The 26,046-nt window shown below is 68.8% G+C and carries 24 protein-coding genes; 9 read left to right on the forward strand and 15 right to left on the reverse strand.

Going from position 1 to position 26,046, the window contains the following annotated elements; all coding sequences use genetic code 11:
- Positions 1–128: 128 nt before the first annotated feature.
- The 4 genes from D2E24_RS06470 to D2E24_RS06485 are packed head-to-tail and all read right to left on the reverse strand — an operon-like array spanning position 129 to position 4,032.
- Positions 129–1,337, reverse strand: coding sequence for an ABC transporter permease (locus tag D2E24_RS06470; RefSeq protein ID WP_125968528.1), 1,209 nt, complete (start codon positions 1,335–1,337; stop codon positions 129–131).
- Positions 1,334–2,062, reverse strand: coding sequence for an ABC transporter ATP-binding protein (locus D2E24_RS06475; protein WP_164521042.1), 729 nt, complete (start codon positions 2,060–2,062; stop codon positions 1,334–1,336). The genes D2E24_RS06470 and D2E24_RS06475 overlap by 4 nt, the downstream gene beginning before the upstream one ends.
- Positions 2,059–3,177 (reverse strand): peptidoglycan-binding protein, encoded by a 1,119-nt coding sequence (locus D2E24_RS06480; RefSeq protein WP_125968529.1) that lies wholly within the window; start codon positions 3,175–3,177, stop codon positions 2,059–2,061. The genes D2E24_RS06475 and D2E24_RS06480 overlap by 4 nt, the downstream gene beginning before the upstream one ends.
- Positions 3,178–3,207: 30 nt before the next feature.
- Positions 3,208–4,032 carry a hypothetical protein gene (locus D2E24_RS06485; protein WP_125968530.1) on the reverse strand — a complete coding sequence of 275 codons (825 nt, stop codon included), beginning with the start codon at positions 4,030–4,032 and terminating at the stop codon, positions 3,208–3,210.
- Between the two features lie 164 nt (positions 4,033–4,196).
- On the opposite strand from D2E24_RS06485, the gene D2E24_RS06490 reads away from it, so the two are divergent.
- On the forward strand, positions 4,197–4,868 hold the full coding sequence (locus tag D2E24_RS06490; RefSeq protein WP_125968531.1) for a response regulator transcription factor: 672 nt from the start codon (positions 4,197–4,199) through the stop codon (positions 4,866–4,868).
- Positions 4,865–6,142 carry a sensor histidine kinase gene (locus D2E24_RS06495; protein ID WP_125968532.1) on the forward strand — a complete coding sequence of 426 codons (1,278 nt, stop codon included), beginning with the start codon at positions 4,865–4,867 and terminating at the stop codon, positions 6,140–6,142. The genes D2E24_RS06490 and D2E24_RS06495 overlap by 4 nt, the downstream gene beginning before the upstream one ends.
- A 61-nt stretch (positions 6,143–6,203) precedes the next feature.
- On the opposite strand, the gene D2E24_RS06500 is transcribed toward D2E24_RS06495, so the two are convergent.
- Complete coding sequence (locus D2E24_RS06500) at positions 6,204–7,136, reverse strand: LysR family transcriptional regulator (RefSeq protein WP_125968550.1); 933 nt, start codon at positions 7,134–7,136, stop codon at positions 6,204–6,206.
- Between the two features lie 141 nt (positions 7,137–7,277).
- On the opposite strand from D2E24_RS06500, the gene D2E24_RS06505 reads away from it, so the two are divergent.
- Positions 7,278–8,729 carry an MFS transporter gene (locus D2E24_RS06505; RefSeq protein ID WP_125968533.1) on the forward strand — a complete coding sequence of 484 codons (1,452 nt, stop codon included), beginning with the start codon at positions 7,278–7,280 and terminating at the stop codon, positions 8,727–8,729.
- Positions 8,730–8,837: 108 nt separating this feature from the next.
- Here D2E24_RS06505 and pcp read toward each other — a convergent pair whose 3' ends face one another.
- From pcp to D2E24_RS06520, 3 genes are read right to left on the reverse strand one after another with little or no spacing between them, the layout of a single operon-like run.
- Positions 8,838–9,488: a pyroglutamyl-peptidase I gene (gene pcp, locus D2E24_RS06510; RefSeq protein WP_125968534.1), complete on the reverse strand. Its 651-nt coding sequence runs from the start codon at positions 9,486–9,488 to the stop codon at positions 8,838–8,840.
- A 56-nt stretch (positions 9,489–9,544) separates the two neighbouring features.
- Positions 9,545–10,498, reverse strand: a complete 954-nt coding sequence (locus D2E24_RS06515) for a DUF979 domain-containing protein (RefSeq protein WP_125968535.1) — start codon at positions 10,496–10,498, stop codon at positions 9,545–9,547.
- Between the two features lie 2 nt (positions 10,499–10,500).
- Positions 10,501–11,235, reverse strand: coding sequence for a 5-oxoproline transporter, DUF969 family subunit (locus D2E24_RS06520; RefSeq protein ID WP_241222894.1), 735 nt, complete (start codon positions 11,233–11,235; stop codon positions 10,501–10,503).
- A 201-nt stretch (positions 11,236–11,436) separates the two neighbouring features.
- On the opposite strand from D2E24_RS06520, the gene D2E24_RS06525 reads away from it, so the two are divergent.
- From D2E24_RS06525 to D2E24_RS06550, 6 genes are all read left to right on the forward strand, one after another.
- Positions 11,437–13,038 (forward strand): ABC-F family ATP-binding cassette domain-containing protein, encoded by a 1,602-nt coding sequence (locus tag D2E24_RS06525; protein WP_125968537.1) that lies wholly within the window; start codon positions 11,437–11,439, stop codon positions 13,036–13,038.
- Between the two features lie 355 nt (positions 13,039–13,393).
- A complete protein-coding gene (locus D2E24_RS06530; RefSeq protein WP_125968538.1) occupies positions 13,394–13,792 on the forward strand; it encodes a winged helix-turn-helix transcriptional regulator in 399 nt (132 codons plus the stop codon).
- A 184-nt stretch (positions 13,793–13,976) separates the two neighbouring features.
- Positions 13,977–15,101 (forward strand): 5-methyltetrahydropteroyltriglutamate--homocysteine S-methyltransferase, encoded by a 1,125-nt coding sequence (locus D2E24_RS06535; RefSeq protein ID WP_125968539.1) that lies wholly within the window; start codon positions 13,977–13,979, stop codon positions 15,099–15,101.
- A gap of 191 nt (positions 15,102–15,292) precedes the next feature.
- A complete protein-coding gene (locus D2E24_RS06540) occupies positions 15,293–17,146 on the forward strand; it encodes a bifunctional ADP-dependent NAD(P)H-hydrate dehydratase/NAD(P)H-hydrate epimerase (protein ID WP_125968551.1) in 1,854 nt (617 codons plus the stop codon).
- Positions 17,147–17,254: 108 nt separating this feature from the next.
- Positions 17,255–17,884, forward strand: coding sequence for an HAD family hydrolase (locus tag D2E24_RS06545; RefSeq protein WP_125968552.1), 630 nt, complete (start codon positions 17,255–17,257; stop codon positions 17,882–17,884).
- Between the two features lie 95 nt (positions 17,885–17,979).
- Positions 17,980–18,903: a LysR family transcriptional regulator gene (locus tag D2E24_RS06550; RefSeq protein ID WP_125968540.1), complete on the forward strand. Its 924-nt coding sequence runs from the start codon at positions 17,980–17,982 to the stop codon at positions 18,901–18,903.
- Positions 18,904–19,050: 147 nt separating this feature from the next.
- Here the strand turns inward: D2E24_RS06550 and pyrE are convergent, their stop codons facing one another.
- The 7 genes from pyrE to pyrB form a co-directional block, all read right to left on the reverse strand.
- A complete protein-coding gene (pyrE, locus tag D2E24_RS06555; protein ID WP_125968541.1) occupies positions 19,051–19,743 on the reverse strand; it encodes an orotate phosphoribosyltransferase in 693 nt (230 codons plus the stop codon).
- A 38-nt stretch (positions 19,744–19,781) separates the two neighbouring features.
- Positions 19,782–20,747 carry a dihydroorotate dehydrogenase gene (locus D2E24_RS06560; RefSeq protein ID WP_241222895.1) on the reverse strand — a complete coding sequence of 322 codons (966 nt, stop codon included), beginning with the start codon at positions 20,745–20,747 and terminating at the stop codon, positions 19,782–19,784.
- Between the two features lie 5 nt (positions 20,748–20,752).
- Positions 20,753–21,583 (reverse strand): dihydroorotate dehydrogenase electron transfer subunit, encoded by an 831-nt coding sequence (locus tag D2E24_RS06565; RefSeq protein ID WP_125968542.1) that lies wholly within the window; start codon positions 21,581–21,583, stop codon positions 20,753–20,755.
- A 136-nt stretch (positions 21,584–21,719) separates the two neighbouring features.
- Entirely contained in the window at positions 21,720–22,700 is a 981-nt protein-coding gene (gene pyrF, locus D2E24_RS06570; RefSeq protein WP_125968543.1) for an orotidine-5'-phosphate decarboxylase, read from the reverse strand.
- A 12-nt stretch (positions 22,701–22,712) separates the two neighbouring features.
- On the reverse strand, positions 22,713–24,140 hold the full coding sequence (locus D2E24_RS06575; RefSeq protein WP_125968544.1) for a dihydroorotase: 1,428 nt from the start codon (positions 24,138–24,140) through the stop codon (positions 22,713–22,715).
- 8 nt (positions 24,141–24,148) lie between these two features.
- Complete coding sequence (locus D2E24_RS06580; RefSeq protein ID WP_125968545.1) at positions 24,149–24,568, reverse strand: aspartate carbamoyltransferase regulatory subunit; 420 nt, start codon at positions 24,566–24,568, stop codon at positions 24,149–24,151.
- Positions 24,568–25,530 (reverse strand): aspartate carbamoyltransferase, encoded by a 963-nt coding sequence (pyrB, locus tag D2E24_RS06585; RefSeq protein WP_125968554.1) that lies wholly within the window; start codon positions 25,528–25,530, stop codon positions 24,568–24,570. Before pyrB ends, D2E24_RS06580 begins: the two co-directional genes overlap by 1 nt.
- Positions 25,531–26,046 lie beyond the last annotated feature (516 nt).

Here is a 26,046-nt window from a genome sequence, read left to right on the forward strand (position 1 = left end):
TGCCCGTCGTGGGCGGCGGGCCATCGGCCGTGGGGATGAGCGGCCCGGCGCGCACCGGTCCGTAGGATGAGCGGCCCGCGGCGGGCCCGTGTCCGGCGTTCCCGTCGGGGTGCGCGTCGGTGTCGCCGCTATTCGCCGCGCAGCGCCTCGACGGGGGTGAGCCGGCAGGCGCGGGCGGCCGGGTAGAGTCCGGCGAGCACGCCCACGAGCATGGACGCGCCCCATGCGGCGGGCAGTCCGGCCCAGTCGAGGGCGGGCGTCTGCCCGGCGTGCACGGCGGCGCCGACGGCGACGAGCGCGCCGGCGAGGATGCCGCCCGTGGCACCCAGGGCGGACAGGAGCGCCGATTCGACGACGAACTGCATGCGGATCGTGCCGGGCGTGGCGCCCAGGGCGCGGCGCAGGCCGATCTCGCCGCGGCGTTCCATGACGGTGACGACCATCATGTTGGCGATGCTCATGCCGCCCACGGCCAGGGCGATCGCGCCGATCGCCAGGCCGAGCGTGGTGAGCGACCCGTCCGCTTCGGCGCGCGCCTTCGACAGGTCGGCGGACACGCCGACGGCGACGGGCCCGCCGGCCGGGTCGGCGGCATGGGCGAGCATGCGCCGCATCGTCTCGGCGTCGCCGGACTCGGTGCGCACGTAGATCGCCGCGATGCGCGAGATGCGCGCCGTCTGGTCGGGATACCGGGCGAGCGTCCACGCGTCGGGGATGATGACGCTCGTGTCGAGCGTGGGCGCCTGCGGGACCGGGTCGAGGATGCCGACGACCCCGTACCAGGTGCCGTCGATGACGATCCGGTCGCCCTCCCGGGTGACGCCCAGCCGCCATGCGGTCTCGGAACCGAGCACGGCCAATGGCAGTCCGGCGTCCGCCTCGCCGGTCCCGTGCCCGTGCGCGTAGGTGACGTCGAGCGCGTCGAGCGCGCCGGGACGGGCGACCATCACGCCAATCGCGTTGCCGTTGGACGCGGGCACCAGATCGTTGCGGAACGTCTGCAGCTTCTCGGGCGCGGTGAGGAACACGCCGACGCGCTCCACCTGGTCCTGGCGCGCGATCGTGTCGGGAGCGGCGTCGGGCAGGGGCACGCTGTTGCCGGCCGCGTCCCGGCCGGGCGTGACGACCTGCAGGTTCGCGCCCAACGCGTCCAATCGGTCCAGGAGCGCCGTCTGGTTCGACGCGGCGATGCCCGACAGGGCCACATAGGCGGCCACGCCCAGGGCGATGCCCAGGGCGGCGAGCACGGTGCGCGACGGCCTGCCCGTCACACCGGTCCACGCCGCGCGCATCAGGTCGGCCGCGCGCATGCGCAGCGGCTTGCGCTCCCCCATCATCCCCTCCCCTCGTCCATGCCGGCGCCGACGCCGACGGGCGCGTCGGACAGGTCGCACACGACCCCGTCGCGGATGTGCAGGCGGCGCGGGAAGCGGGCGGCCACGTTCGGATCGTGCGTGACGACCACCAGGGCCGTATCCTCGCCGGCCGCGTCCATGAGCAGCCCGAGGACCGCCCGGCCCGTATCGGTGTCGAGCGCGCCGGTCGGCTCGTCGGCGAAGATCACGTCGGGGCGCCGCACGAGCGCGCGGGCGATCGCCACACGCTGCTGCTCGCCGCCCGACAGCTGGTTCGGACGATGATGCGCGCGATCCGCCAATCCGACGCGCTCCAGCGCGTCCGACGCCCGCGAGCGCCGTTCGGCGCGCGGCAGCATCCCGTATTCGAGGCCGGTCATCACGTTCCCGAGCGCGTCGAGCGTGCCGATCAGATGGAACTGCTGGAACACGAAGCCGATATGCGCGGCGCGCAGCATGCTGCGCCGACGCTCGCCCATCGCCGTCACGTCCTCGCCCCCGTAGCGCAGGATACCGCCGGTGGGCATGTCGAGCGCGCCCAGGATCGACAGGAGCGTGCTCTTGCCCGACCCCGACGGGCCGACGATCGCGATCCACTCGCCCCGGCCTATCGCGAGGCTCGTGTCGTGCAGCACTTCGAGCAGGTCGCCGTCGCGTCCCGGATAGGCGCGCGTGACGTGCTCCAGTTCGATGAGCGACCCGGTCACGAGACCACCACCCTGTCGCCCTCCTGCAGGCCGTCGGCCTCGAGGATCTGCACCTGCGCGTCGGCCACGAGGCCGATGCGCACGTCGATGCGCTCCAGGGCGTCGCCGCGCACCACGTCGAGCGCGTACGTGCCGGACGCGGACGCGACGAGCGCGGTCACCGGCACGATGAGCGTCTCCGTCGCGTCGGCCGCCCGGTTGGGGACGGTCAGACGGATCGACGCGGTGCCGAAGCGCTCCACCTGCGACTGGTCGGGGAAGTCGACGCGCACGGTGGGCGACGTGGTCTTCCCGTCCTCGCCGGTCGGCTGGCCGCCCTGGTCGACCGCCGTCAGGGTCGTCTCCAGCGTCGTGTTGTCGGGCAGGGTCACGCTCACCGGGTCGCCGGCCTTGAACGTGGCCGCCTGCGTGGCGCTCAGCGTCGCCTCCGCATGCAATGCCACGCCCGTGTAGCTCGCAGGGCTCTCCCCGGTCGATCCGAGCGTCGTGTCCACCGTGGTGATGCGCACCGGCGCGGACACGGCCAACGCCACCGACGACGGGTCGAACACGCCGTTCACCGCATCCCCCGTCAAGCCCAGGGAACGCTGCCACTGGCGGATCGCCTCGCGCGTCAGCCAGTTGAAATGCGGCCCCACCTCGCCCGTGTAGAAGCCCAGGTCGGCCAGGTTGCGTTCCAGCTGGGTCACGTCCGGCCCGTCGGACACGCCGTCCTCCAAGGTGCGCCAGAACGGGCGCTCGCCGCTGAACAGGGGCACGCTCACGCCGTTGCTCTCGTACACCTGCTCGCCGAGGTCGATGACCGTGCCGGCCGTGGGCAGTTGGGTGACGGTGCCGCCTGCGGCGGCGAATCCGCGGGCGGTGTCGTAGGCGAGGCTCGCGTTGAGCGTGGTGCTCGCGTTGAGCGTGCCGCGGGTCACGTCGGCGGTGCGCAGCTGGCTGACGTCGACTGCGCTCGTGCCGGATCCGGACGTCCGGGTCGTGTCGCCGGCGTGCTCCCATGGCCGGTAGACGAGGCATGCCGCGGCCAGTGCGGCGACGGCGAGCAGGGCGGTCAGCGTGATGGCGGCGCGCCGTATCGTCGTGGCGCGTCGCCGGGGTCGGGTCGTCGTCATCGTTCGCTCCCTTCGGTGCCGTGCCGCATGTCAGTTCTCGGTCGTGGCCGGGGAGGACGTGGAGGCCGCGCCGGATGTCTCGTCCATGACCTTGGTGTAGTCGTAGCCGAATTCGTCGGGCGTGCCGGCGAAGCCGAGCGTGACGTTCGCGTTCAGGTCGTCCATCGGGCAGGCTTCGAGGAAGCGGCGCAGTTCGCCTTCGCCCACGGTGTCCGGGATCATGATGGTCGTGGGCGCGTCGGCGGTCGGGTCCTGCACCCAGGAGAAGCCCCTGTCGCGCGCCTGGCGGGCGAAGTCGAGCGCGGCGCGCTTGTCGTCGTCGCTCCATGTCTGCTGTCCGGCGGCGTCCTGGACGGGCTGGGAGAAGGCGGGCACCTGCGCCTCGCAGGTGGCGTAGTCCTGCTGTGAGGCCGCGTACGGGGATCCGGCGAGCGCCTGCGCGTTCGGGAACGTGACCCATGCGCCGTCGTCGGTGACGACGGTGTATGCGGCGCCCGGGTACAGGTCGTCGAACGAGGTGGCGGAGTCGCTGGAGATGGATGCGCCGTCGGAGTCGCCGCCGACGGCGACGGGGTTGCCGGACGCGTCGAGCATGCGCAGTTCGACGGCGTCCTCGACGCCGTTGCCGGACGCGTCGAGGGTGGACGCGTACAGGCGCGCGTCGAGTCCCTTGCCGGTCAGGCAGGCGGTGAACTCGCGTGCCGCGTCGCCGGATGAGGCGCCGGTCGTGGCGTCGTCGCCGCCGGATGCGGCCGGCTGGTCCGCGGCGGGGGTCGAGCAGGCGGTCAGGCCGATGAGGCACAGGCCCGTGGCGGTCAGTGCGGTCAGGCGGCGTGCGATGGCGGTGTCGGTCATGTCGGGTCCTTTCGGGTTCGTCCCCGGCGGGGATGCTGTTCACGGTTCCGTGTCCCATCCAACCGTGCCGGCCGTGGCGTGTCGGTGTGGGCGCGCCTTACCTTCGCCTTACCGTGGCGTGCGCACGATATATGGTGGACCGCAGGCCGAGCGAAGGAGGACCGATGCGGATTCTGATCGTGGAGGACGACCCGGATCTGGCGGCGTCATTGGATGACGCGCTGCGCTATGAGGGGTATGCGACGCTGACCGCGTCGACGGGCACGGACGCGTTGGCCGCATTGGGCGCGCAGAGCGTCGATCTGGTGCTGCTGGACCGGGATCTGCCGGTCCTGTCGGGGGATGCGGTGATGGCCACGATCGCGGCGAACCGGATGCCGGTGCAGGTGATCATGCTCACCGCGGCCGCGTCGGTGGGCGACCGGGTCGCCGGATTGGACCTGGGCGCCGACGACTATCTGACCAAGCCGTTCGCGTACGCCGAGCTGCTGGCCCGCATCCGCGTGATGCAGCGGCGCGCCGGCCGCACCGGGACCGCGTCCCCGGTGCTCACGCGCGGCGGTCTGACGATGGACACGACGCGTCGGCTCGTGTTCCGCGACGGCGGCCGCACGCTCGTGCGGCTCACGCCCAAGGAGTACGGGGTGCTCTTCGAGCTGATGCGCGCCGACGGCGGCTGGGTGGCCGTCGCGGACCTGTACGACGCGGTGTGGGACGATCCGGTCGCCGGCGAGCCGGCCGACGCGGTCAAGACGACGATGTACTCGCTGCGCCGCAAGCTCGTCGACCGCGACCTGATCGAATCGGCCCGCGGGGAAGGATACCGTCTGCGATGACCCGTCCGCCCCTCCCGCCGCGCCGCCTGTTCGCCCGGCTCGCGCCGCGCACGTTCCGCGGGCGTCTGACCGCGGCGATCCTCCTGACCACGATCGTCACGCTCGCCGGCGCGGTCGCCGTGCAGAACATGATCGTCGCCGGCGTCGCCGAACGGCAGCGCGCCGCCCTCGTCCTGTGCGGCGTCGACGACGGCGACGGAGCCGTCTCCGCGACCTGCGTCGACGGGTCGTCCGGCGCCGTGCCGCCCGCGCCGGACGGGGAGGCGCCGGACGTGCAGTTCTACGACGCCGCCGACATGACGGTGAACCAGGTGACCGACTCGTTCGTCGCGACGCTGCGCTGGTCGTCGGCGCTCATGCTCGTCGCGTTCGGCCTGCTCGCCGCCCTGCTCGCCTGGATCGTGGGCGGACGGCTCTCGGCGCGCGTGTCCGGCATGTGCGCGCAGGTCGACGCGATGGATCCGGCCGACCCGCACGCCGGCATCAGCGTCCGGACCGGCACGATGGACGACGGCGACGAGATAGACCGGCTCGCCCACGCGCTCAACCGCATGCTCGACCGAGCCCGGACCGCCTCCGAAGCCGAACGCCGGTTCGTGTCCAACGCGTCCCACGAGCTGCGCACCCCCATCGCCGCCGTCGAGACCAGCCTCGACGCGCCCCTCAGCCAGGGCCGCTTCCCCGAGGACGTCGAACCCGCCGTACGCCGCGCCCTCGCCGCCAACCGGCGCGGAGCCCGCCTCGTCGACGCGCTCCTGACCCTCTCGCGCATCCAGAGCGGCACCATCGGCGCCACAGCCGTAACCGGATCCGGCACGCCGTCATGCCGTCCCGACGACATCATCCGCCATGCCCTGACCGACATGGCCGACGCCATCGACGAACGCGGCATCCGCGTCGACGACGCCCGGCTCCTCCCCCGCACCGCGGCCGTCGACCCGACGCTCGCCGACCTCGCCCTCGGCAACCTCGTACGCAACGCCGTCCTCTACAACACCGACCACGGCCGACTCGACCTGGCCGCGGCCGACGACGGCGACGCCGTCCTCGTCACCATCGCCAACGACACCGACCAGACCGCGCCCGACGACCCGAGCGAGCTCACCCAGCCGTTCCACCGCGGCGCCCGGTCGCGCCTCAGCGCCGTCCCCGGCACCGGCCTCGGCCTGTCCATCACGCTCGCCGCCTGCCAGGCCATGCACGCCGAGCTCGACCTCGAGCAGCCGCGGCCCGGCCGGTTCGCCGCCACCGTACGCCTGCCCAAGACGGATTGAACGTTCACCCCCGACATCCAAGCGTCATCCGCTCAGGACGGATGGCCTGGAGGCGAATCGGTCAGAGGGCATGGCATGCCTGACGGCCGGAATCCGGCTCGCCTCCGCAGCCGGACAATTCGGCGATGCAGGAGACGAACGCCCGGACCGCCGGGCTCGCGTCGAACGGATAGAGCAGCCCGTAGCGCATGACGACCGGTTCGGGCCAGTCCACGGCCACGTTGACGAGCTGCGGGTGGACGTCCGCCCACATCGGCTTGGAGACGAGCAGGTCGCCGGATTCGGCGCAGTCGTTGAACGTGCCGAGGTCGTAATGGTCGATGTCGACCAATTCGATGGAGGGCTCGCGTTCCAGCAGGTCCCGGGCCGTGTCGTTGGCGCCTCGGTGCCGTCTGAGAAGGCGGATGCGCGTGCCTTCGAGATCGTCCACGGTAAGCCGTGCCCGTCTCGCCAGTGCGTGGGTGCGCGGAACGGCCACGCACAGCGGTTCGGCGTCGAGCGCGAGGGTGTTGCATGTTCCGTCCCAGTAGCCGTCGTCGAAGGCCGTGGAGATCAGGTCGACGTCCTCGCCGAGATGGGTGATGATGTCGTTGATGCCTTCGGAATCATCGGGCATCGATACCAGTTCCAGACGGATGTCGGCATGATGGCCGGCATCGCGCTGCCATAGGTCGAGGATGCGACGGCCCGGACGCAGCGTCGAGACGCCGAGGCGTACGGAGGCGCGGTCGCCGGCGGTCCGCCGTCGCGCACGCCGCACGATCTCCTCGCACTGGCGCACGATCATCCGCGCGTCCTCGATGAACTCCCGGCCTGCCTTGGTCGGTGTGACGCCGCTGCGCGACCGGTCGAACAGCAGCAGGCCGTATTCTCGTTCGAAGGTGGCGATCTGTTTGGCCACCGCCGGCGTGGAGATATGCAGCCGTCGACCGGCCTCGGCGAAGCTGCCGGTCTGCGCGGCGGCGATCACCGCATCCAACCGCCTGTCATACATCACGCCCTCCATAAACCAATGGTTCACACATCATGAACCATAAGCATTCATAAACCGCTGTTTTTACAAGTGTCGTAAACACTACCATAGCTACCGCACCAACCAAACGGAAACATATAAACCAATGGAACACAGGTGATCATGACATCAATCAACGAATCAGAACCCGTCGCCCTCATGCACGAGGACGACGACCCCGAACACGGGACCCGCCGCGCGTCGCATCGCACGGCCCGATACAGTGCCGGCCTGACCACGTTCGCCACGTCGCTGGCGTTCTTCCTGACCGGCATGGACACCATGATCGTCAACGTGGCCCTGCCGACCATCACCGCGGACCTCGGCGGTGACATGGCCCTGCAGCAGTGGATGATCGACGGCTACACGCTGCTGTTCGCCTCGCTGCTGCTGCTCGCCGGCAGCCTGTCCGACAGGTTCGGCGCCAAGCGCACGTTCCTCTCCGGCACGGCGTTGTTCGGCGCGGCCTCGCTGCTGAGCGCGTTCGCCTGGACCATGCCCGTGCTCATCGTCGGCCGGTGCCTGATGGGCGTGGCCGCGGCGCTGATCCTGCCGGCCTCGATGGCGCTCATCAACGAGGCGAACCCCGACCCTCGGCGCCGCGCGTTCGCGCTCGGCCTGTGGGGCGCCGGCTCCGCGTCCGCATCCGCGTTCGGCCCGCTGTTCGGAGGCCTGCTCACGCCGATCCACTGGAGTCTGATCTTCGCGGTCAACGTGCCGTTCTGCCTGCTCGTGCTCGCGCTCGCCCCGAAGATCGCACCGTCGCCCACCCGCGCCATCTCGTTCGACTGGCTCGGTCAGACGCTCGCACTGATCGGTCTCGCCTCGCTGACGGCGGGCGTCATCGAGATCGGATCCCTGGGCGTCTCCTCGCCGGCGACGATCACGCTGCTCGCCGTCGGCGTCGCCGCGCTCGTGCTGTTCGTGATCGCGCAGGGCAGGGTCCCTCATCCGATGGTGCCGCTGGGCCTGTTCGGCAACGACGGCATGCGCATCTCGCTGATCGTGGGATTCATCATGATCTTCAACTGGTTCGGCATGGTCTTCATCTCCACCCTGTTCCTGCAAGGCGAGCAGGGCATGAGCCCGTTCGCCGCGGGACTGGCGTTCGTGCCCTCGGCCGTGGTGATGGTCGTCACCAACGTGTTCAGCGGACAGATCATCAATGCGATGGGCACCCGGTTCACCGTGACCATCGGATTGGCCATCATGGCCGTCGGCTTCATCGCCGCCGTCCTCGTCCCCGCACCGATGCCCGCATGGGTGATCGCCACGGCCCTGAGCGTCGTCGGTCTCGGCGGCGCACTGGTCACACCGGCCCTGTCCGGACTGGTATTGGCGAGCGTGGACCAGCGGCAGGCAGGCATCGCCGGAGCCGTGTTCAACACGTTCCGCCAGGTCGGCGGCGCGATCGGCGTGGCGGTGTTCGGCGGCGCGATCGGCGTGGCGGTGTTCGGCGTCGTCGCCACCTTCATGCCCTCGCTGGACGGCTCCCTGCGCGCCGTGTTCATCGCGGCCGCCGTACTGCTCGCCGCGGCATTCGCCTACGCCCGACTGCGCTGGAGCGGACGCTGAGCACGAAATCCGATCCGGAAACGAAAGACGCCGCGGCATCCATCGGATGCCACGGCGCCTTTTCCGCCATACCCGCACGTCATCGCCGCACGGCGATCATGCGCGCGATCAGTGGGTCTCGCCCATGATGACCGCCGCATCCTCATCGGCGCTCACCGCCGCCTCGATGGCGTATTCGAGACCACGGGCCATCGTCGCCACCTCCATGACCGGCGTGCCGTTCGGCTTGCCCACGCCCTGCTCCACCGCATACGGCACATGGATGAAACCACCCCTGACGCCCGGGAAGCGACGGTCGATCAGATACAGCACGTTGTACATGATGCTGTTGCACACGTACGTGCCCGCCGTATACGACATGAACGCCGGAATCCCATGCTCGTTCATGTTCGCCACCATCGCCTTCACCGGCAGCGACGCGAAATACGCCGTGTCGCCGTCCTCGCGAAGCGGCGTGTCGAACGGCTGCTCGCCGTCGTTGTCCGGAATGCGCGCCTCAGCCAGATTGATCGCGACCTTCTCGACCGTGATCGCCGAACGGCCGCCCGCCTGACCGACGCACAGCACCACATCGGGGCGCTCGCGTTCGATCGCCTCCTCGACGACCTTGGCGCTGCGGGTGAAGACCGTGGGGATCTCCAGCTTGACGACGCTCGCTCCGGCGATCTCGTCGGGCAGCAGCTTGACCGCTTCGTAGGCGGGGTTGACCGGCTCGCCGCCGAACGGATCGAAACCGGTGACCAGGACCTTCTTGCTCATATTCGAACCTCCTTCGTCCGTGTATGCCTGTGTTCCAGTGTAGGACCGAACGCCCGTCAGGAGGCGATCAGCATGTAGGCGATCTGCACGACGATCATGACCAGCGCGGGCAGCACCTGCTTCTTGATGACGCCCATGCGGTCCTTCATGTCGAGCATGGCGACCGGCACGATGTTGAAGTTGGCCGCCATCGGCGTCATCAGCGTGCCGCAGTAGCCGCAGGTGAGCGCCAGGATGCCGATGAGCGCCGGGTCGGCGCCGTAGGCGAGCACGAACGGCGCGCCGATGCCCACCGTCATCACGGTGATCGCGGCGAACGCGTTGCCCATGACCATCGTGAACAGCATCATGCCCACGGCGAACACGATGATGCCGACCGTCACGTTGCCCTCCGGGATGACGGCGCCCACCAGGGAGGCGATCACGTCGCCCACGCCGGCCGCGGTGAAGATCGCGCCCAGGCAGGCCAGCAGCATCGGCAGCATGCACAATGCGCCCATCGCCGACAGCAGACGCTCCGAATCGTCGAGGAACACGATCGGACGGTTGTCGTGCGAGTAGACGTACAGGATGACCGCGGCGACGACCACGCCGATGCAGCAGCCGGTCAGCGCGCTCACGGACGGGATCAGCGCGCCCGCGATCGCGAACACGCCCAGGCACAGGGCCGGCACGAAGATCTTCATGCCGATGCGCTCGAAGTTCGCCGACACCTCACCCTCGGTGGGCGCGCCCGCGGCGGAGCGCTCGCCCTTCTGCACGCGGCGGAACACGGCCGGGGCGACCATCACGAGGATGAGCACGCCGTTGGCCGCGTCCGGGATCCAGCGGCCGAACGCGATGACCACGCCCAGCGCCGTCCAGAACACGAACGTGCCCCAGCGCGCCTTGTTGGTGCGGTCGGTGAGGTTGCGCACGCCCGCGTACACGGACATGAAACCCATGAAGATGTAGAAGACCTCGAGCAGCTTGACGCCGAAGGTCACGTCGGGATCCATGAAGAACGCCATCGTCACGCCTCCTTGCCGGCGGGCGCGGCGGCCACGCCATAATACTTGCGACGCAGACGCGCGTCCCTGACCATGTAGTAGGCGGCCGTCACGGCCACGGCGATGACGGCGACCGGGATCTCGATGACCGCCATGCGCAGCAGGTCCACGTCATAGCCCAGCGGCTTGAGCGTCGACTGGACGAGCAGCGCGCCGCCCGTGCCGACGAACAGCACCTGTCCGAAGAACCAGGAGACGTTCTCCATGCCCGAGGCCATGGCCTTGAGCTCCTCCACGTACTCCTCGTTCGGCTCATGGCCGGACGCCTCGATCGCGCCTACGGCCATCGGCATGATGACCGGGCGCACGAAGCCGGCCACGCCGCCGAAGCTGACGTTGAACGCGGCGAACACGAGGCGCATCACGCCGTACAGGGCGATGACCATGCCCGGCGTGGCGTTGCGCACCTTGCCGATGAGCTTCGCCGCGGCGGTCTTCAGACCGTTGCGCTCCAGCGTGCCGGTGACCAGCAGCACGATGATGAAGATCGCCATGCTGCGGTTCGACACGAACGACGAGCCGAGCGTGGTGAGGAAACCGTCGACGCCGATGCCGCCGACCGCGGCCGTCACCACGGCGGCCACGATGATGATGAGGATCGCGTCGAGCTTGAGGGCGAAGCCCACGATGACGATCGCGATTCCCAGAAGCACCAGATAGTCCATGTTGCTTAGAAACCTTCCGATGTCGGGTTGCATGAAAGCTGCGCACCGTTGCGCTTGTGGCGTCGTCGCGCGGAACCGACACACCAGTCTAACGGATGTCCGGCCCGCCCGGCGACCGCATTCCCGCCGGTTCGCTATCATGGGCGGTTGGACTTTTCGGCGACGGCCGCGGCGACCGCCGCGCGTCGCCACGACCGCACGCCTATCGAACGCACGGAGCGAGGTATACAGAGGATGGCCATCGAAGCGCAGGAACTCGAGATCCAGATCGGGGCGCGCACGCTGCTGCACCCGACCAACTTCCACGTCGCCAAGGGCGACAAGATCGGCCTGGTGGGCCGCAACGGCGCCGGCAAGACGACGCTGACGCGCGTCATCACCGGCGACATGCTGCCCACGGCCGGCAAGGTGCGCATCAGCGGCAAGCTCGGCTACCTGCCGCAGGACACGCATGCGTTCGACCAGACGCAGACCGCGCTCGACCGCATGATGAGCGCGCGCGACATCGCGTCGATCATCTCCCGCATGCGCAAGTGCGAGAAGGAGATGACCGACCCCGATCCGGACGTGATGACGCGCGCCATGAACCGCTACGACAAGATCATGCAGGAGTTCGACAAGGCCGGCGGCTATGCGGCCCAGTCGGAGGCGATCGCGATGGCCGACAGCCTGGGCCTGCCCCAGGAGGTCATGAACCGCGAGCTGGGCACCCTGTCGGGCGGCCAGCGCCGCCGCATCGAACTGGCGCGCATCCTCTTCTCCGACGCGGACACGCTGATCCTCGACGAGCCGACCAACCATCTGGACGCCGACTCGATCGAATGGCTGCGCGGCTTCCTCAAGCGCTTCGAGGGCGGCTTCCTCGTCATCTCCCATTCGACCGAGCTGCTCGACGAGGTCGTCAACAAGGTGTGGCATCTGGACGCGCAGACCGGCACAATCGACATGTACTCGCTGGGCTGGAAGGCGTACCTGCACCAGCGCGTGGTGGACGAGGAGCGCCGCCGCCGCGAACGCGAGGTCGCCGAGAAGAAGGCCGAGCGTCTGATGAAGCAGGGCATCCGCCTGCACGCCAAGGCGACCAAGGCCGTGGCCGCGCAGAACATGATGCGCCGCGCCGAACGCCTGCTGAGCGAGACGAGCGAGGCGCAGAAGGCCGAGAAGGTGGCCGACATCCGCTTCCCCGAGCCCGCACCCTGCGGCCGCACGCCGATCATGGCCAAGGAGATCTCCAAGGCGTTCGGCTCGAACATCGTGTTCGCCGGCGTGAACCTGGCCGTCGACAAGGGTTCGCGCGTGGTGATCCTCGGCTACAACGGCGCCGGCAAGACCACGACGCTGCGTCTGCTGGCGCACATCGACGAGCCGGACACCGGCGTCGTCGAGTTCGGCCACGGCTGCAAGATCGGCTACTTCGCGCAGGAGCACGACACGCTCGACCTGGACGCCACGGTGCTGGAGAACCTCACGCACGTCGCCCCCGAGCTGGACGACACGCAGGCGCGCTCCATCCTCGGCTCGTTCCTGTTCTCCGGCGACGACGCGTTCAAGCCGGCGCGCGTGCTCTCGGGCGGCGAGAAGACCCGTCTGGCGCTGGCGACGCTGGTGACCTCGCGCGCCAACGTGCTGCTGCTCGACGAGCCGACCAACAACCTCGATCCGGCGTCGCGCGACGAGATCCTCAAGGCGATCGCCAAGTACGAGGGCGCGATCGTGCTCGTCACCCACGACGAGGGCGCGGTCAAGGCGCTCAACCCCGAGCGCGTGCTGCTCATGCCCGACGGCGACGAGGACCTGTGGAACGACTCGTATCTGGAGCTCGTGGCCGAGGAGTAGGAAGAGCCGCAGGGAGCGAAATCATCATGAGGTCGAGGGGGCGGATCCGTCCCCTCGATCGATGTGCGGGGGCCCCATGCGGGCTGGCGGTCCGGTCCCGGAACGTCCCGGTTCGCTCCCGCATGTCGCCAACTACCGATATGCGGGATTGCGCCTCCCATTCATCTGAGCAGGCACCCGTTGCTTTCCCACCAACGTCTCAAGGGTACCCCCGACCGGGCATGGGAACGCCGCCCCGCCCCGAACGTGACCGACATCACATTTTTCCCTCCGGGTCGTGCGCATTCCTCCCAGCATGCACGATTAGAGTCGTGTTCAGGTTCACCCAACGCAACGAAGGGAAGGGAGAACGATCATGGGAACCGATTCACGCGACCGCCACCACGTCGACGGACATGACGGGGACGCCTCCGTCGACGGCTACCATCGGCTGCTCGACGCCGTCGGCGGGCATATCGCCGTATGCGCGCTCGAGCTGCTCAGATCGGGCCGGCTGCATGCCGGAGAGCTGGAACGCCGCATACCACGCGCCACCAGACATGAGGTGGACGAGACGCTCGACCGTCTGGAGGAGCTGGGGCTGGTGGAGCGCGTCGACGAGGGCACGGCCAATCCGACGTACGCACTCACCGCCATCGGACGCAGCGCGCTCCACCCGCTGCGAGGCCTGCGGACCTGGGCCATCACCTCCTACGCGCAGGCCGTGGCCTACGTCGAGGCGAAGGAGTCGCTGCGCCGTCACAAGCTCATCTGATCCGGATTCCGGGGCCGGAGCCGCCGTCGCCCGGCCGGTCCCGGTCCGCCATGCGGATGCGCGCCCGGCCGGCGTCCACGATGAGGGACGCGCCGGGCGCCGCGGCGGCTTTCCGGTAAGGTTGCCGGGTGGACAATGTTCTCCGCCGGCGACCGCGCCCGGCGGATAGGGGAAAGGAACCATCATGACGTATGCGAAGAACGCGCCGTTCCGCGCCGACGTGGTCGGCAGCTACCTGCGCCCGGCCGAGCTCAAGGCCGCCCGCGCCGACTACGAGGCCGGCCGCATCGACGTTGCCGCGCTCAGGGCAGTCGAGGACCGCTGCATCGAGGAGCTCGTCGCCAAGCAGAAGGCCGCCGGCCTGCATGTCATCACCGACGGCGAGTTCCGCCGCCGTTGGTGGCACTTCGACTTCATGTGGGGATTCAACGGCGTCGAACACAAGGAGGCAGCCCACCGCGTCGCGTTCCACGACGAGGTGACCCCCGCGCACACCGCCGCCGTCACCGGCCCCATCGACGGCGCGAACCACCCGTTCGTCGAGCACTTCAAGTTCGTCAAGGCGCTCGAGGACGAGAACACCGTCGCCCGACAGACCATGCCCTCCCCCGCCCAGACCCGCTTCGTGCTCACCGGCAACAAGGAGGCCTACCCGTACGACGCGTTCTACAAGGACGACGACGAACTGACCGCCGCGATCGTGGCCGCCTACCGTCAGGTCCTCGCCGACCTGTACGAGGCCGGATGCCGCAACGTCCAGTTCGACGACTGCACCTGGACCCGCCTGTGCGACCCGTCCGTACGCGAGCGCCTCGGCTGGAGCGACGAGGACGCGCAGCGCCTCCAGCAGGAGAACCTCGACGTCATCAACGCCGTGGCCGAGAACCAGCCCGAGGATCTGGTCATCACCACGCATGTGTGCCGCGGCAACTTCCACTCCACTTGGCTGTCCTCCGGCGGCTATGCGCCCGTCGCCGCGAATCTGTTCGGCCGTGAGGCGGTCGACGCGTTCTACCTCGAGTTCGACGACGACCGCTCCGGCGACTTCGCGCCGCTGGCCGAGCTCGCTCCCGGCGCGCAGGTCGTGCTCGGTCTGATCACCTCCAAGACCCCCGATCTGGAGGATCGCGAGACCATCAAGGCGCGCATCGCAGAGGCCTCGCAGTACGTGCCGCTCGAGCGCCTGTGCCTGTCCACCCAGTGCGGCTTCGCCTCCACCGAGGAGGGTAACAAGCTCACCGAGGAGCAGCAATGGGCCAAGATCGAGCTCGTCCGCTCCGTCGCCGAGGAGGTGTGGGGCGAGGCCTGACCGACGACCTCCCGCAAGCCGTCCCGTCGCGTCTGAATGCGCGTGACGGCGATCCGCGCGCCGCCCGCATCCCGTTTTCCGGGGTGCGGGCGGCGCGTTTTCGGGCATGCGGCCGCAAACGCGGGTAGAGTAGTGCAGACGGATCCGGATTCACGCCGAACGACAAGGGGGTTGGCACCATGGCCGAGCATATGGGCGCACACGACGACGAGATCAGGATGCACGCGCTGCGTCATGCGGCGTGGCGTGCGGACGACGTGCGCGATATGGAGCATCCGCTGCTGGAACGCGGCATGCCGCTCATGCGCATGGCCGCCTCGGCGCTGGCCCGTACCACCGCCGACCTGCTGGACGGCGAGGGCGTGCCGTTGAACCGGGCGCGCGTCGTCGTGCTCGCCGGCGGCGGCGACAACGGCGGCGACGGCCTGTACGCGGCGGCCGCGCTGGCCGAATCGGGGGCCGACGTGAGTGCGGTCGCGGTCGGCCGCACCCTGCACCCTCAGGCGTTCGAGGCGTTCGTGCGCGCCGGCGGCAAGGTGCTGGTCCTCGACCCGGCGTCGCAGATCCCCGGCTGCACGAGCGGCTTCGGCGCCGGCGAGGCCGGCGAGCGCCTGCGGGCCGCCGTCGAGCTGGCGCGGCGCAGCCATGTGATCGTCGATGCGATGACGGGCATCGGTCTGGCTGGCCCGCTGCGCGGCATCGCCGGGACGATCGCCGCGTCGCTGGGCGTGGACGATACGGTGCCCGACCGTACGGCCCTGCCGTATGGGGATACGGCGGGCGAGTTCCCGTTCGTGGTGGCCGCGGATGTGCCGTCCGGCGTGGGCGTGGACGACGGGTCGGTCATGGGGCCTTACATTCCGGCGGATGTGACGGTCACGTTCGGCGCGCTCAAGCCGTGTGCGGTGCTGCCGCCGGCGGCGTACGCGTGCGGCCGCGTGGTGCTGGTCGATCTGGGGTTCGATGTGGCGCCGTTCCGTCCTCTGGTCGAGGTCGTGTCGGGTGATGATGCGGCCGAGACGGTCCGTCTGCCGCGTCTGGCGGATACGAAGTATTCGCGTGGTGTGACGGGTCTGATCACCGGGTCGGTGCGCTATCCGGGTGCGGCGGTGCTGTCCGTGCGGGGAGCCGCGGCGGCGAACGCGGGCATGGTGCGCTATATGGGTCCGGAGCGCACCCGTTCGATGGTGTTGGATGCGGTACCAGAGGCGGTGATCGGCAAGGGCCGGGTGCAGGCGTGGACGGTGGGGTCCGGCGTGCCCGGCGAGGATGCCGATCCGGATGCGATGGACGCCCAGCGCCGCACGATCGAGAAGCTGCTGGCCCATTACGCGCTGGATGGTTCCGATGATGACGACGACGCCTACGACATGCCGCCGGTCGTGGTGGACGCGGGCGCGCTGGACCTGCTTCCGGACGAGGTGCCGCCGCAGGTGGTGCTCACCCCGCATGCGGGCGAGCTGGCCTCGCTGCTCGCGGAGCGTGGCGAGGACGTGGACGCGCAGGACGTGCAGCTCGAACCGTTGCATTGGGCGCTGCGCGCGCATGAGCTGACGGGGGCGACCGTGCTGCTCAAGGGCGCGATCAGCATCGTCGTGGGCGACGCCGAGGATGACGGCGACGAGCGCGACGGCGGGGATGCGCCGGTCGCGTCGATGGCCGCCGGCGACGCCGACGACATCGAGTTCGACCATGACTCCGGCGACGGTGACGACCCGGGCGTGCGTATCCTCGTCGCCGGCCGCGCTCCCGCATGGCTGGCGACGGCCGGCGCGGGCGACGTGCTGGCCGGCATGCTCGGCTCGCTGCTCGCCCAGCAGGACGGCGACGAGCCGGTCGTGCGCACGGTGGCGGCCGGAGCGTATCTGCACGGCTATGCGGCGGCGATCGCCTCCGCGTGCGACCAGCGCGGGTTCAACCCGCCGGACGTGTACGGTTCGCCGACGCGCACGCCGGGTTCCCCGTCCGTCTCGCTCGGCCGTCCGATCGTCGCCTCCGACGTGGCGCGGGCGATTCCCGAGGCGATCCGCCGTCTCATGTCGTGACGTGCGGGTCGGGGCGACGACGGCGTGTGCAGGCCGTCGCCGCCCCGACCGGGCCGTCAGCCCTCTCCCCCATCCGATTCCGATATGCCGACCTATGCAAGGAGCATGATGACCGATTCCCTCATCACCGACGTGATCTTCGATTTCTGCGGCGTGCTGATCGACTGGCGCACCGAGGCGTGCCTGTCCGGCCGCTTCCCCGACGATCTGGTCGCGGCGATCTGCGCCGACGACGATCCGCACGGGTTCTTCCGCTATGAGGACCGCATGGACGCCGGCGAGGACTTCGACGCGATCTGGCCGGACGTCGTGGCCGAGCAGGGCGAGGAGATCGCCGGCGTGTTCCGCTACTACATCGACCATTACGATGATGCGCTCCCCCGCCTGCTGCCGGGCATGGCGCAGCTGCTGGAGGACCTGCGCGCCGCCGGATACGGCGTGTGGGGGCTTACGAACTGGTCGCATGAGACGTTCCATCTCGCCTTCGCCAAGTTCCCCGAACTCGAACGGCTGCTGCAGGGCACGGTCGTCTCCGGCGTCGAGAAGATGCACAAGCCGAACGCCGACATCTACGAGCTGACGCTCGAACGGTTCGGTCTGACCGCCGACCGGTGCGTGTTCTTCGACGACACGGCCCGCAACGTGGATGGCGCGAACGCGGTCGGCATCCACGGCGTGCGCTTCCGTGACGCCGACCAGGCGCGCCGCGACCTGGCGGCGCTCGGCGTCGTCCTGTAGAAGGGCGGCCGATCCCGGTCTTTCCCGTCGTGCGCGGCGTCCACTATCCGGCGCCGCGCACGGACCCGTAATCCGAAGCTGGTATATACGGGCCCATGACATTGCTGCAGCTGAAATACATCGTCAAGATCGTCGAATGCGGTTCGATGAACGAGGCCTCGCATGAACTGTACGTCTCCCAGCCGGCGTTGAGCTCGTCCGTCAAGGAGCTGGAGAACGAGCTGGGCATCGAGATCTTCATCCGCTCGTCGCAGGGCATCTCGCTCACCGTCGACGGCGCCGAGTTCCTCACCTACGCGCGCCAGGTCCTCGACCAGGCGGCGCTGCTCGAGGAGCGCTACAAGAACGCCAAGCCGCGCAAGCAGCTGTGCTCCGTGTCCACGCAGCATTACATGTTCGCCGTCGAGGCGTTCGTCGAGATGATCAACGAGACCCTCGCCGACGAATACGAGTTCACGATCCGCGAGACGCGCACGCGCGACATCATCAACCAGGTCGCCAACATGCTCTCCGAGATCGGCATCCTCTACCTGTCCGACTTCAACAAGGACGTGATCGGCAAGCTGCTGCGCGAGAAGCATCTCGAGTTCCATCCGCTGTTCCGCGCCCCGCTGCACGTGTTCCTCGCCAGGACGAACCCGCTGGCGTCCAAGGAGCGGGTCACGATGGAGGATCTCAAGCCCTATCCGTTCATCCAGTTCGAGCAGGGCGAGGAGGGCAGCTTCTACTTCGCCGAGGAGGCGGTCTGGCCCGAATACAATCCCAAGCAGATCAACGTGAACGACCGTGCCACGATCCTCAACTTCATCATCGGCCTCAACGGCTACACGGTGTGCACCGGCATCGACAACGGCGACCTGAACAATGAGAAGATCGTGACGGTGCCGCTCGAATCGGATGAGACGATGCTGGTCGGCTGGATCACCAACGAACGTGCGAAGCTGTCCAAGGCGGCCGAGAACTACGTCGCCAAGCTCAAGGAGGTCGTCGCCGCGCAGGGCTACCGTCTGATCGGCTGACACTCCGGCCGCGGCCGATGGACGCCTGACATGACGGAGGCGGCGCGCATCCCCATCGGAGGATGCGCGCCGCCTCTTTTCCGTCGTCACCGGCCGCCGGCATGCGACCAACCGCCGACGGCCGGTCGCATGCCGGTACGGGCCGTGTCAGGCGCCGTACCGCTCGAGGTACGCGTCGGCCGCGGCCTTGATCTCGTCGGTCACGTACGGCGTGCCGTCGGCGGTCTCGATGTGCCGGCCGGCGTCGAAGATCTCGCGCACGTTGGCGATGGCGAACACCGGGAAGCCGAACTCGGCCTCGACGGCCTTGACGGCCGACAGGTCGGAGTCCTTCGTCTTCTCCATGCGGTCGACGGACAGCACCAGGCCCACGACCTCGACGTCCGCCTCGGCCTTGAGCTTGGGGATGACCTCGCGCACGGCGGTGCCGGCGGTCATCACGTCGTCGACGAGCAGCACCTTCATGCCGTTCTTGAGCTGGGTGCCGACCATCATGCCGCCGTCGCCGTGGTCCTTCTTCTCCTTGCGGTCGAACGTGTAGCCGACCTCCATGCCGTGCGCGCCGGTCAGCGCGATCGCGGTGGACACGCCCAGCGGAATGCCCTTGTACGCGGGGCCGAAGATCGTGTCGATGTCGGCGGGCAGGTTGCCGGCCTCGATCTCCTCGGCGATCTTCTCCGCGTAGAACGCGCCGAGCGTGGCGATCTTGCGGCCGTCGTTGAACGCGCCCGCGTTGATGAAGTACGGGGACTTCCTGCCCGACTTGAGGGTGAAGTCGCCGAACTTGAGCGCCTGCGATTCGAGCAGGAACTCGGTGAAACGGTGGTCGAGAGAGACCATGGTCGTCCTTTCTGTTGCCTGATGGTGCGTCGGTCGCGTCAGCGCCACGTGTCGCCGACGGCGAGCTTGGCCGCGAGCGCCGGTCGCGCGTCGAGCAGGTCGTCGAGCTCGCGCGCCACGCGCAGCGGCGCGGTCGGGTCGTACAGGGCGGCGGCGCCGACTTCGACGGCGTTCGCGCCCGCGTACAGGAATTCGAGGGCCTTCTCGCCCGAGTCGATGCCGCCGATGCCGATGATCGGGATCTTGGGCAGCGCCTGGCGTACGCGCCACACGCAGGCAAGTGCGACCGGGAAGACCGCCGGGCCGGACACGCCGCCGGTGCGGTTGGCGATGATCGGTTCGCCGGTGCGGATGTCGATGCGCATGCCCACGAGCGTGTTGATGAGGCTGAGCGCGTCGGCGCCGGCTTCGACCGCGGCGCGCGCCACGGTGGTGATGTCGGTGACGTTCGGCGTGAGCTTGACGATCATCGGCTTGGAGGTGAGCTTGCGCAGGTGGCCGATGAGGCGGCTGAGGGCGATCGGGTCGGTGCCCACGCTCATGCCGCCGTGGGTCACGTTGGGGCAGCTCACGTTGATCTCGAGCATGTCGGCGTCGGAGTCGGCCAGTTTGGCCACGACCTGCGCGTAGTCCTCGTCGCTGTGGCCGGCCACGTTGGTGATGACGGTGGCGCCCAGCTCCTTGAGCTTGGGCAGTTCGTCGACCAGGTAGTGGTCGACGCCGGGGTTCTGCAGGCCGACGGCGTTGACCATGCCGGCGGGGGCCTCGGCGGTGCGCGGTCCGGGGTTGCCCTCCCACGGCACGGGCGAGACGCCCTTGGTGCAGATGGCGCCCATCTGGCTCACGTCGTAGAACCAGCGGCAGGCGGCGAGCTGGAAGGTGCCGGAGGCGGTGCCCACCGGGTTCTTCCATTCCACGCCGGCCACGACGGTCTTGTGCTTCCACTCGTGCGGTTCGTACACGTTCATCGCGGCAGCGCCGTCCATGTTCCTCGTCTCCTCCATGTCGTTCACGCCTCCCATCCGAGTTGTGCCGAGGTGAATACCGGTCCGTCGGAGCAGACCTTCTTGCGTCCGTCGACGGTGTCGACCACGCACACCACGCAGGTGCCGTAGCCGCATCCCATGCGCTGCTCCATGCTCAGCTGGCAGGCGATGCCGCGCTTGGACGCCCACAGCGACACGGCCTTCATCATCGGCAGCGGTCCGCACGAGAGGATGACGGTGTCGAGTCCGTCGACGTGCAGCGTGCCGTCGGACTCCATGCGGTCGAGCAGGGTCACGACGTTGCCTTCGGATTCGTCGATGCTGTACGTCGCGTCCGCGTGGCGGGCGACGTAGGCGTCGGCGAAGCGCTCGTTGCGGTAGCCGAACACGGCGCTGGTGCGCGAGCCCTCCGCCGCGGCGAGGGATTGCGCCGCGTAGATGAGCGGCGGCACGCCGAGGCCGCCGCCGACGAGCACGTAGTGGGCCGGCTTCTTCACGTCGAAGGGGCGGCCGAGCGGGCCGAGCACGTCCACGGTGTCTCCGGCGCGCATGCGGGAGAACTCGTCGGTGCCCTTGCCCACGACGGCGAAGATCACGCTGACCAGGTCGCCGTCGGTCTCGCTCACGCCGAACGGGCGCGGCAGCAGCTTCATCGGGTCCTTGCTGAACAGGTTGACGAACTGGGCGGGCCTGGCGTGGGCGGCGATGTACGCGTCGCGGAAGGTCATGCGGTACACGCCGTCGGTGAGCCGTTCGACGGCGGTGACCTCGACCGCATGGCGGCCGGGGAAGTATCCGGCTTCGGCGGCCTGGGCCACGACGTCGCCGGTCGGGTGGAAGGTTGCTGTGGTCATCACATCTCTCCTCTTAACGATCAATCAGCACCGCCTTCTAGCTTACGCCATGTCGGCGGGGCACATGGCGCGGATATGCGGCGGGCGGCGGCGCTCCCCGTCGGGAGGCCGCCGCCCGCCCCGTCATGCGGGTCCGTCAGCGGTAGACGGCGACGCGCAGGTCGTCGCGCATGTCCTCGGCCGCCTTGCGGGCCGCGGACGCGACGAGGTCGAGCGCGGTCTCGGCGTCCATGTCCTCGCGGTAGTCGCCGGTCTTCTTCCATGCGCCGATGATGCCGCGCGACGAGTTGACGATCGCGCCGGATCCGTCGGCGTCGAACATGCCGGCCACGCCCGCGGCGGTGCCGCCCTGCGCGCCGTAGCCGGGCACGAGGAAGAACGTGTGCGGCATGCGTCTGCGCAGTTCGGCGCCTTCCTGCGGGTGGGTGGCGCCCACGACCGCGCCGACGCGCGAATAGCCGTGCGCGCCGATCGTTTCGGAGCCCCAGCCTTCGACCAGATCGGCCACGTGCTCGTACAGGCGCGAGCCGTCAGCCAGTTCGAGTTCCTGGATCTCCTTGCTGGACGGGTTGGACGTGCGCACCAGGGCGAAGATGTCCTTGTCGGCCGCGGCGGCCGCGGCGACGAACGGGGTGATGCCGTCGGTGCCCAGATACGGGTTGACGGTCACCGCGTCCTCGTGCCACGGGTCGTACGCGGCCGGCTCGCCGTCGCCGGCGAGGTCGGTCACGCCGCTCAGGTGGCCCGCGTAGGCGGCAGCGGTCGAGCCGATGTCGCCGCGCTTGATGTCGCCCAGCACGTACAGGCCCTGCTGCTGTGCGTATTCGCAGGTCATCGTGTACGCGTCCACTCCGGCCGGGCCGATCGCCTCGTACATGGCGATCTGCGGCTTGACGGCGGGCACGATGTCGGCGACCGCGTCGATGATGGCGCGGTTGAACTCGAAGTACGCGACCGCCAGCTGCGCCGCATACAGTTCGGAGGTGTCCTCGATGGATTCGCGCACCTCGTCGGCGAAGGCGGAGACGACCTGCGGCGGCACGAGGGCTGGGGTCGGGTCGAGGCCGACGACGCTGGGGTTCTGCGCGTGTTCGATCGCTTCGATCAGACGGTCCATGGTGTTCCTTTCTTACTTGATGCGGCTGAACACGAGCTTCGAGCCGATGATCGTGGCCAGCGGCCGGCCGGTGACCTGCCATCCGCCGAACGGCGTGTTGCGCGCCTTGGAGTGGAAGGCCTCGGGATCGACGGTCCACGCGGCGTCGGTGTCGAGCACGACGAGGTCGACGTTCTCGGGGTGCTCGACGGCGCTCAGGTCGAGCGTGCGCTTCACGGCGCACTTGGACGACGTGTTGAGCAGCGCGGCCACGTCGGTGGGCGTGTGGCCCATGAGGCGCGACGGCGCGGTCGACATGAGCTCGATGAGCCTCCGGTCGCTGATGTGGCCGCCGTCGACGAGGACCTTGTGGCACACGCCGTACGCGCATTCCAGTCCGATGATGCCGTTGGGCGCCTCGAGGAAGCCGAGGTCCTTCTCGTCGAGCGTGTGCGGCGCGTGGTCGGTGGCCAGCAGGTCGACGGTGCCGTCCGCGATCGCGGCGATCGTGGCCCGGCGGTCCGCCTCGGAGCGCAGCGGCGGGTTCATCTTGGCGAGCGTGCCGTATTCGAGCAGCGCCTCGTCGCACAGCGCCAGATAGTGGGGCGCGGTCTCGCAGGTGACGGGCAGTCCTTCGGCCTTGGCCTTGCGGATCGCATCGAACGAGATGGCGGTGCTCACGTGCTGGAAGTGGACGCGGGTGCCGGTCTCGCGCGCCTTGGCGATGTCACGGGCCACGATGCGCAGCTCGGTGTCCTCCGGGATGCCCGGCACGCCGAGCTTGCGGGAGACGGGGCCGTCGTTGACGGCGCCGACGTCGTGGTGCTCGCAGTGCTCGATCAGGTAGAGGCCGGATTCGCGCGTGTTCTCCAGCACCTTGTCGAGGATCGGCTCGGTCACGGCCGACCCGTCGTCGCTGATCGCGGTGACCGGGTGCGCCAGCTGGTATTCGTCCTTGCCGTCCGCGGGCGCGGTCGGCAGATGGCGGCGCCAACGGTCGAGGTCGGTGGCCTCGCCGCCGGCGCGGCCCTTCGACGCGCACACGCACAGGTCGTAGCGCACCGGCAGCTGCACGTCGTGCGCCGCCTCGTAGTGCTGCAGGTAGTCGATGACGTCGTCGTATCCGGCGGCGCGCACCTCGTCGGCGCCCGGTTCGCCGTCGACGATCGGCTCGCCGTCCATGGCCGGCACGGTGTTGGGCATGACCAGCACGTTCGTGTAGCCGCCCGACGCGGACGCGCGGCATCCGGAGACCATGGACTCCTTGTAGGTCTGGCCCGGATCGCGGAAGTGGACGTGCGGATCCTCGAATCCGGGGGCCAGCGTCAGGCCGGTGGCGTCGAACTCGCCGTCCGAGACGGCCCCGTCCTCATGGAAGAAGCGGCCGGCGTCGGTGTCGGGGACCACCAGGTCGATGACCTCGCCGGTGTCCCATACCTTGATGTTGCGCAGTGTCAGCATGTCGGCTCCTAGAACTTCGCTTCCTCGTCGCAGTAGTCGCAGCGGTATTCCTGACGGTCGGAGTGCGTCAGGTGGAACATCTGGTCGATGCCCGGCTCGCTGGTGGTCACGCAGCGCGGGTTGACGCAGCGGATGATGTTGGACACGTGCTCGGGCAGGGTCGGCTTCTTCTTCTCCACGATGACGCCGCCGCGCACGATGCCGACGGTCGCGGTGCGCGCGACCAGACCCAGCACGTCGAGGTCGATGCTCTCCTCGTCCTCGATCTTGATGATGTCCTTCGTGCCGTACAGGTGGCTGTCGGTGTTCATGATCAGCGCCAGCTTGGTCTTGGCCGGGTTGATCTTCAGATAGTCGAGCACCTTGAGCGCGGTGCCGGCCGGCACATGGTCGATGATGATGCCGTTGACGATGCTGGTGACCTCCATCAGGCCTGGACCTCCTTGGATTCGAGCGGTTCGTATCCGGGCAGTTCGTCGCCCACGACGGCGCTTTCGAGCGCCATGCGCATGAGCATGCCGTTCTTGACCTGCTCGAAGTAGGCGGCGCGCGGGTCGTCGTCCACTTCCACTGCGATCTCGTTGACGCGCGGCAGCGGGTGCAGCACGGCCATGTCGCTCTTGGCGCGGCTCATCTTGTCGGCGTCGAGGATGTACGTGTCGCGCAGGCGCAGGTAGTCGTCCTCGTTGAAGAAGCGCTCCTTCTGCACGCGGGTCATGTACAGCACGTCGAGGTCGCCGATGACGGAGACCAGGTCGCGCACCTCCACGTACGAGCAGGTCTCGGTCGCGTCGATGCGGTCGAGCACGTACTGCGGGGTCTTGAGCTCGTCCGGGCTGATGAGCACGAACGTCACGTTGCCGAAGCGGCACAGCGTCTCGATCAGCGAGTGGACGGTGCGGCCGAACGTCAGGTCGCCGCACAGGCCGACGGTCAGATGGTCGACGCGGCCGAAGCGCGACTGCAGCGTGGCCAGGTCGGCCAGCGTCTGCGTCGGATGCATGTGGCCGCCGTCGCCGGCGTTGATGACCGGCACCGACGCGGCGCGCGAGGCGACCAGCGCCGCGCCTTCCTTGGGATGACGGATGGCGACGACGTCGACGTAGTTGGAGACCGTCTTCAGCGTGTCGGTGATCGACTCGCCCTTGGTGACGGAGGCGAGCTGGGCGCCGGCGAAGCCGATGACCTTGCCGCCCAGGCGCAGCATGGCGGTTTCGAAGCTCAAGCGTGTACGGGTGCTGGGCTCATAAAAAAGCGTGGCCAACACCCGCCCTTCACAGGTGTGCGCCACGTCCTTACGATGGGAGTCGATGTACTGCGCCTTGTGCAGCAGTTCTCGAATCTGGGAAACGGAAAGATCATCCAGCGTGATCACGCTCTTACCGACCATCGGCGTTGCCGCCGTTTCGTGTTCTATCGACACGGTTCACCTTTCGTGCATGGAAGCGGACGAGGTGGCCGCAAAGCGACCTATCCGACTATACACGCCTCCGCCCCGAACCCCGTTCACCGCGTGTTCCGGCGCGCCCTCGCCGACCGTCATCGGTCTCGCCGCCCATGCAGGGTTCTCCTCGCCTGCCCGTGGACGCTGTCCGCTCCAGGTTCAGGTCCGGATCCGGGACCGGGACCACGATCACGATCGATGGCATCACGCCAGGGATCGGACGCCAAAGCCGATCCCGTGCGGGTTTCCGCTTCCGCCCTGATTCGAAACTTGTTCTCCTTTTGCTGATATGGTGCGGTGTAGAAAGTTGATAACTCAACTGTGTTAGCCGGCTTGGGGGGTGTTCCTATGTTTTTGTCAACTCTGTAGGTGGTCGACGTGTCGGTTCACGGACCGGGCGTTATGGGCACGCTCCGCCCTGCCGGCGGCGTCCGGCGTGTTCGTCGTGGCGCTCAGGCCGCC

It is taken from the genome of Bifidobacterium samirii, assembly GCF_003952945.1.
In the GTDB taxonomy this organism is placed as follows: domain Bacteria; phylum Actinomycetota; class Actinomycetes; order Actinomycetales; family Bifidobacteriaceae; genus Bifidobacterium; species Bifidobacterium samirii.